The following is a 7,239-nucleotide window of genomic DNA, read 5'->3' as shown; positions in this document are numbered from 1 at the left end:
CCAGGTCGACGTCGGGGTGGTCGTGCCGGAACGACTCCAGGATGTCGGTCAGCCGCGTCAGGACGAAGTCCTCCGAGGCGCCGAACCGCAGCCGTCCGCCGAGCCGCTTCCCCGCGAAGAACGCCGCGGCCTGTTCGTGCGCCGCCAGGATCCGGCGGGCGAAGCCGAGCATGGCCTCGCCGTCCTCGGTCAGCTCCACGCTGTGGGTGTCGCGCGTGAACAGCTGCCGCCCGGTGGCGTCCTCCAGGCGGCGCACGTGCTGGCTGACGGTCGACTGGCGCAGCCCGAGCCGGCGGGCGGCCCGCGTGAAGCTCAGCGTCTGGGCGACCGCGAGGAACGTACGGAGCTGCGAGGGGTCGTACACACGCACCAGCCTAATACCGCTCATCGTGGAACGTGATGACAGTCAGAACAGTATGCGGGATTCCCGATCACCCTCGTCAGGAGGATCATGGAGAGGGCACGCCTGAACCGAGAGCATGGAGCACCGTGAAACGCCTGAAGTGGCCGTCCTGGATGCCGGTCGACCCGTACATCGTGGCGTTGCTCGCGACCGTGGGCCTCGCGGCCCTGCTGCCCGCCCGCGGCACGTCCGCCGATGTCGCCTCCGGTGCCTCCACCGCCGCCGTCTCGCTGCTCTTCTTCCTCTACGGCGCCCGGCTCTCCACCCGCGAGGCGCTCGACGGGCTCAAGCACTGGCGGCTCCACGTCACGGTCCTGGCCTGCACGTTCGTCGTGTTCCCGCTGCTCGGGCTCGCCGCGAAGGGCCTCGTCCCGTACGTCCTGACGCCCGCGCTCTTCAGCGGCTTCCTCTTCCTCACCCTGGTGCCGTCGACCATCCAGTCGTCCATCGCCTTCACCTCGATGGCCCGCGGCAACGTCCCCGCGGCGATCTGCGCGGGCTCCTTCTCCTCGCTGGCCGGCATCGTGCTCACGCCGCTGCTCGCGGCCGCGCTGCTCGGCGACAGCGGGGGCGGCTTCTCCGCCGACTCGCTCCTCAGGATCGTCCTGCAGCTGCTCGTGCCGTTCCTCGCCGGGCAGCTCCTGCGCCGGTGGGTGGGCGGCTTCATCGCCCGCCACAAGAAGGTCCTCGGCCATGTGGACCGCGGCTCGATCCTGCTCGTCGTCTACACCGCGTTCAGCGAGGGCATGGTGCAGGGCATCTGGGGCCAGGTGCACCCGCTGCGGCTGCTCGCGCTGCTCGGTGTCGAGGCGGTGCTGCTCGCCGTCATGCTGTCGCTGACCTGGTACGGCGCGAAGCGGCTCGGCTTCGGCCGGGCGGACCGCGTCGCGATCCAGTTCGCCGGGTCGAAGAAGTCCCTGGCCGCCGGGCTGCCCATGGCGAGCGTCCTGTTCGGGGCCGATGCCTCGCTGGCCGTGCTGCCGCTGATGCTGTTCCACCAGATGCAGCTGATGGTCTGCGCGGTCATCGCCAAGCGCCGCTCGCGGGACCCGGAGGAGTTCGTCAGCGAGCCGCCGCGAGCCGCAGCGACACGAACCGCGGTCGGTACAGCGACACGTTCCGCGTGACGTTCGCCTGCGCGTTCGCGGGCGTCGCGTCCAGCCAGTTGACGTCGTAGCTGAGCACGACACGGCCGTCCCCCGCCCCGTCCCCGGCGAGCGCCGGGTGGGCCTGCGGGTTGTAGGCGGCGGTGTCCTGGCGGGCCGCGCTGTCCTTGGGCAGGGTGGCCTCGAAGGCCTTGGCCGGGCCGTGCCAGGGGCCGGTGGGGGAGCAGGACCAGTACGAGGCGACGGTGGTCAGGCCCTCGGTGCCCGCGGCCATGGTGAACAGCACGTACGTCCCCTCGTCCCGCACCACCGTGAACGCGCTGCCCACCCCCTTGCGCTTCCCGTCCCCGAGCACGGCCCGGGGCGTGACGTCGTGCCCCCACTCCTCGCCGTCCCAGTACTCCCACGCCGAGCCGTCACCGAGACCGCCGTGCGGGGCCCGCGCCACATACGCGTCCGATGCGGGACGTGAGGTCGCCTGGGCGTCCGTGCCGCCGAAGACGTACGTCCAGTCGCCGTCGTCGACCGTCGTCGTGCCGTACAGGACGCGCTTCTCCGGGTCGCCGACCGACTGCTGGTCGGAGACCTTCGTGATGCCCTCGACCCGCAGGTCGGGCAGCGAGAGCGTGGCGACCTCGGTGGCCACGGGGACGCCGTAGATCCATGGGCCCTGGCTGGCCATGCGGTTCCACAGCAGGACGCGCACGACCCGCTCGTCCGCGCCGGGGGTGCGGGGCTCCACGCGCGCCGCCACCGGCCAGCGCCACTGCTGGGGCGCCGGGTCGGGGAAGAGCGGCGCGGCGAGGGTGCGCTCCAGCGTGCCGGAACGGGACATCACCACGGCCGAGTTGCGGACCATGGGCGTGTTGGTGTCGCGCCAGGTGTGCGGCTGGCCCGCCGGGTTCGGGGGCGCGTGGATCTGTCCGAGGAAGGTGTCGGAGAACAGCCACAGGACGCGCCCGTCGGGCAGGCGCACGGAGTGGGTGCCGTCGCCGCCGGTCCAGTCGTCCGTGCGCGTCATGTCGTCGCCGTAGCGCGCGAACTCCTCGGTGGCGCCGTCCTCGGCGGCCGCGGAGGCGACGGTGCGGGCCCGGCATGCCGCATCGCCCTCCCGGTCGTCTTCCGGGAGGGCGATGAGCAGTACGGCCGCGCAGGCCAGGGCCAGCAGCAGGACCAGCAGGATCCTGCGCGGCCCCGACGCGGCACGTTCACGGGCGGGCACGCCGGGGACGTTAGTTGCTGTCGCGCACCCGGTCCATGGGGAGCCGGACGACGGTGTCCCGTGTCACAGGAGCATCGCCGGTGCGCAGGCCTTCCACCTCGGCGTCGCTCAACGCCCGGTCGTGCACCCGCACTTCGTCGATCGCTCCGGTGAAGTACGCGCGACTGTCCATCCGCTGCCCGACGTGCACGCCGAACGGCGAGTTGCGGCTGACCGAGCCCGGCACGTCGGCGGCGGAGAGCTGCGTACCGTCGAGGAAGAGCGTCAGGCGGCCGCCGCCGCGGCGCAGCGCGATGTGGTGCCACTCGCCGTCGTTGTACGCGCCCGTCGTACGCACCGAGACGGACCTCGGCGGCGTCGCGCCGTCCCGGGTGGTGATGAGGCCGGTCACGCGGTTGCTCGCGGGCTCGCCGCGCAGCCACACCTGCGGCTGGTTCGTTCCTATGCCGCCCATCCACAGCAGGGGCTGCTCACCGGCCGTCGCGGTGTAGCGGAACCAGAGGGAGGCCGTGAAGTCCTCGGTGCCGAGCGGGAGCCGGCCGCTGAAGGGGAGCCGCACCGCGTCGTCCGTGCCGTCGAAGCCGAGCGCGCCCCCGAAGCGGCCCGGGGTCGCGCGCGCCCCGCCGAGCACCGCGGCGGGACGTGCGCCCGGCGCGTGGTCGGGGGTCGTGGGGTCGGGGCCCCTGCGCGGCGTCAGCCAGTCCTCGGTGAAACGGGCGAAGCGGATCTCGTCGCGCGCGTCGACCGCGCCGCCCTCGTACAGCAGGCCCACGTGCGCGCGGTCGGCCCGCACCAGGTCCGAGTAGCCGGACCAGTCGGTGGTCACCGTGGTGCCGCGGTCGACGCTGTCCCAGGTGCGCCCGCCGTCGTAGGACGAGCGGATCTGCATGGTGCGGCGGCGGTCCGGGTCGCCGGGGCAGGCCAGCAGCATCCGCTTGCCGAACTGCAGGGTGGAGCCCTGCACTTGGGGCGTGTAGAGGTCGGGGATCGCGCGGAAGGGGGCGGCGAAGGTGGTGCCGCCGTCCCTGCTGACGGTGTGGGTGCGGTGGCCGAGGTCCGTGCCGTCCTGCTCGCGGCCGCTGACGTAGACCGTCCCGTCGGGCCGCTCGGTGACGGTCATCTCGGACGGCTTCTGGCGGAACGTGCCGTCTTCCGGTATCGGGTACGAGTCCGTCGCGCCGATCTTCCAGTGGTCGCCGCCGTCGTCGCTGACGATCAGCGCGGCGTGGTTGGCGGTGACCCGACTGCCGTTCCACGTCTCGGTGTTGGCGGTGAAGACGAGGCGTCCCTCGTGCCTGCCGCGGGTCAGCTGGATGCCGTGCACGGGCCCCGTCGCGTACCAGGAGTTCCAGTTCTCCGGCAGGATCTCCTCGCTCAGGTCGCGGGGCGCGGACCAGCTGCGGCCGTCGTCGTCGCTGTACTGCAGGTGCGGGGTCCGGTCGCACGGCACGTCGCAGTTCTTGCCGTCCGTGCGTCCCGTGTTGTACGTCTCCGCCAGCAGGACGCGGCCGCTCTCGCGGTCCACGACGGGCGCCGGGTTGCCGTGGGTGTCGCCCTCGCCCTCGTTGATCACCTGGAGCGGCCCCCAGGTGCGGCCGCCGTCGTGCGACCGCTTGAGCACCAGGTCTATGTCGCCCGCGTCGCTGCAGTCGTTGACCCGGCCCTCCGCGAAGGCGAGGAGGGTGCCCTTCGTCGTCCGCACCACGGCGGGGATGCGGTAGCAGGCGTATCCGGGATCCTGGGACGCCTTGAACAGCACCTGCTGCTCGAACGGCGCAGTGCGCGGCGGCGCCGCCCGCACCGCCTGCGCGGCGGGCGCGGGCAGCAGGGCGCCGACGGCGACGAGGGTCAGCGCCGCGGTGGCGGTACGGAGTGGTCTGAGGCGTTCGCGGAGGCTCGATGGCATGGTGCGGTCCGCCTTTCGTGGCGACGGCGACTCATGGCGCGTCCTGAACGGGGCGTGCGGGGTGTGGCGTGCGGGGTGCGGAGTGCTGTGGGCGCGGCGCCCTGCGGACGTGGCGTCCTGACATCCTGACATCCCATGTCCGCGTTCCGACGCAGACGCTACTTGGGGTCACCCGCACCCCACAAGGAGTGCGCATCAAGGGATCAGGACGACCTTGCCCCGGTTGCTCCGCCCCTCGATCGCCGCGTGCGCCGCCGCCGCGTCCGCCAGCGCGAACTCCGCGTGCACAGCCGTGCGCAGGCCGCCCGCCGCGTGCAGCTCCCACAGCTCCCGCCGCCACGCCTCGTACAGCTCCGGCCGCCCGCGTGCGATCAGCCCCAGCTGGCAGCCGATGACGGATTTCGCCCCGACGAGCAGGTCGTACGCCGCCACCGTGCCGCCGCCCGAGCTGTAGGCCACCAGCCGCCCGTGCGGGGCCAGGGCCCTGACGGCGGGCGTCAGGAGGTCGCCGCCGACCGCGTCCAGGACGTAGTCGACCGGTTCGCCCCACACCTCCTGGTCGTACGTGACGACCTCGTCGGCGCCGAGCCCGCGCACGAAGTCCGCCTTGCCGGGGTCGGAGACGGCGGCCACCACGTGCGAGGCGCCCTTCGCCTTCGCGAGCTGCAGGGCGAGGTGGCCGACACCGCTCGCAGCCGCCGTGACGAGAGCGGACTCGCCGGGCGCGGGTCGGGCGGCTTCGAGCGCCCCGTACGCGACGAGGCCGGAGCGGACCAGCGCGACCGCATCGACGGCGCTCGCCCCGTCCGGGACGGGGGAGGCCATCGCGGTGCGGAGCAGTGCGTAGTCGGCGTAGCCGTGCCCGAAGACCAGGCCGGTGACGCGGTCGCCCGGCGCGTGGCCGACCGCTCCTTCGCCGAGCGCGACGACCTCACCGGCGACCTCGCCCCCGAGCGGGACCGGGTCGCCGTCGCCGCGGACCTTGCGGACGACGGGAAGGGTCACGCCGACCGCCTCGACGCGCACGAGGAGCTCGCCGGGGCCCGGCGCGGGTACCGGGACGTCCTCCAGGAACAGGACTTCGGGGCCGCCGCTGTGTTCGTACCGGACGCGACGCATCGGCACCACCTCCACAGTTCAGAGATCGTTGGGAGCCCCAACGGTAAACGCGGAATCGTGGGGAAGTCCAACGATTCTTTGGATAGGCTTCCCCCATGGCCACGACACCCTCCGCCCCCAGCACCATCCGGACGCTCCCCAGCTGGCTGCTCGGCCGCGCGGCAGCGCGCGGGCGCGGGCTCGTCGCCGACGCGCTGGCCCGCGAGGGACTCAAGATGTGGCACCACGTGGTGCTCTCCGCCGTCGCGGACCTGGGCCCCGTCGCGCAGGCGGAGCTCGGCCGCAGCGTCTCGCTCGACCCGAAGGACATGGTCGGCGTCATCAACGACCTGCAGGCCGACGGCCTCGTCGAGCGCGCCCCCGACCCCCGCGACCGCCGCAAGAACGCCATCACCATCACCGCGCGCGGCAGACGCACCGTCAAACGCTGCGCGGCAGCGGCCGAACAGGCCAACGCCGAACTCCTCGCGCCCCTCTCGCCCGACGAGCGGAAGCGGTTCCTGGAACTGCTGGGCCGGATCTCGGGGGTCGACGAGTCGGCCTGAGCGGTGCCGCACCGGGGCAGGGGCCCGGCCGGCGCAGGGGGAGCTCCCCGTCGGCCGGGGCGCCGCCGCCGTGCGGCGGGGAGCCCGGATCAGCCCTGGGCGGCCGCGGCCCGCAGGGCGACGCGGTGCTCGCCCGCGTACACGTTCATGGAGGAGCCGCGCAGGAAACCGATCAGCGTGAGCCCCGTCTCGGCGGCCAGGTCGACGGCGAGCGAGGACGGCGCGGAGACCGCCGCGAGCACCGGAAGGCCCGCCATCACCGCCTTCTGGGCGAGCTCGAAGGAGGCGCGGCCCGAGACGAGCAGGATCGTGCGGGACAGCGGCAGGTCACCGTTCTGCAGGGCGCGCCCGACCAGCTTGTCGACGGCGTTGTGCCGCCCCACGTCCTCCCTTATGTCGAGCAGGTCGCCCTCCTCGGAGAAGAGCGCGGCCCCGTGCAGACCACCGGTCCGGTCGAAGACCCGCTGCGCGGCCCGCAGCCGGTCGGGGAGGCTCGCGAGCAGTTCGGTCCCGACCCGGACCGGGGGAGCGTCGGCGATCGGGAAACGGGCGGTCGTGCGGACGGCGTCCAGACTCGCCTTGCCGCACAGGCCGCAGGAGGAGGTGGTGTAGACGTTGCGTTCGAGGGTGATGTCGGGGAGCACGACACCCGGGGCGGTCTTCACGTCGACGACGTTGTAGGTGTTCGATCCGTCCTCCAGGGCCCCCGCGCAGTACACGATCGACTGCAGCTCGTCCGCCGCGCCCAGCACGCCCTCGCTCACCAGGAAACCGGCCGCCAGCGCGAAGTCGTCGCCGGGCGTGCGCATGGTGATGGCGAGCGGCTTGCCGTTCAGCCGGATCTCCAGGGGTTCCTCGGCGACCAGGGTGTCGGGCCGCTCCGAGACGTGCCCGTCCCGGATCCGGATGACCTTGCGTCGCTCCGTGACTCGTCCCAT

General features: G+C 73.1%; 7 protein-coding genes. 2 read left to right on the top strand and 5 right to left on the bottom strand.

Annotated features, from left to right (window positions below; translation table 11 throughout):
* The coding region (locus tag AOK03_RS08775) for a LysR family transcriptional regulator (RefSeq protein ID WP_157868890.1) at positions 1–364 on the bottom strand (364 nt) is incomplete at its 3' end.
* Positions 365–516: 152 nt separating this feature from the next.
* On the opposite strand from AOK03_RS08775, the gene AOK03_RS08770 reads away from it, so the two are divergent.
* A complete protein-coding gene (locus tag AOK03_RS08770; RefSeq protein ID WP_079074567.1) occupies positions 517–1,530 on the top strand; it encodes a bile acid:sodium symporter family protein in 1,014 nt (337 codons plus the stop codon).
* Here the strand turns inward: AOK03_RS08770 and AOK03_RS08765 are convergent.
* From AOK03_RS08765 to AOK03_RS08755, 3 genes are all read right to left on the bottom strand, one after another.
* Positions 1,466–2,731, bottom strand: coding sequence for a DUF5005 domain-containing protein (locus AOK03_RS08765; RefSeq protein ID WP_055564604.1), 1,266 nt, complete (start codon positions 2,729–2,731; stop codon positions 1,466–1,468). The genes AOK03_RS08770 and AOK03_RS08765 overlap by 65 nt on opposite strands.
* A gap of 10 nt (positions 2,732–2,741) precedes the next feature.
* Positions 2,742–4,637: a sialidase family protein gene (locus AOK03_RS08760; protein ID WP_055564603.1), complete on the bottom strand. Its 1,896-nt coding sequence runs from the start codon at positions 4,635–4,637 to the stop codon at positions 2,742–2,744.
* A gap of 195 nt (positions 4,638–4,832) precedes the next feature.
* Positions 4,833–5,756, bottom strand: a complete 924-nt coding sequence (locus tag AOK03_RS08755; protein ID WP_055564609.1) for a quinone oxidoreductase family protein — start codon at positions 5,754–5,756, stop codon at positions 4,833–4,835.
* 95 nt (positions 5,757–5,851) lie between these two features.
* Here AOK03_RS08755 and AOK03_RS08750 point away from each other — a divergent pair, with 95 nt between their 5' ends.
* The gene (locus tag AOK03_RS08750) at positions 5,852–6,301 is read left to right on the top strand and encodes a MarR family winged helix-turn-helix transcriptional regulator (RefSeq protein WP_055564602.1); all 450 of its coding nucleotides are present in this window, start codon (positions 5,852–5,854) and stop codon (positions 6,299–6,301) included.
* Positions 6,302–6,390: 89 nt separating this feature from the next.
* On the opposite strand, the gene fdhD is transcribed toward AOK03_RS08750, so the two are convergent.
* Positions 6,391–7,239, bottom strand: a complete 849-nt coding sequence (fdhD, locus tag AOK03_RS08745) for a formate dehydrogenase accessory sulfurtransferase FdhD (RefSeq protein WP_055564601.1) — start codon at positions 7,237–7,239, stop codon at positions 6,391–6,393.

Source organism: Streptomyces atriruber, assembly GCF_001418325.1.
In the GTDB taxonomy this organism is placed as follows: Bacteria; Actinomycetota; Actinomycetes; order Streptomycetales; family Streptomycetaceae; genus Streptomyces; species Streptomyces atriruber.
The sequence above is the reverse complement of the archived record's forward strand: the minus strand, read 5'-3'. Positions and strand labels throughout refer to the sequence as shown.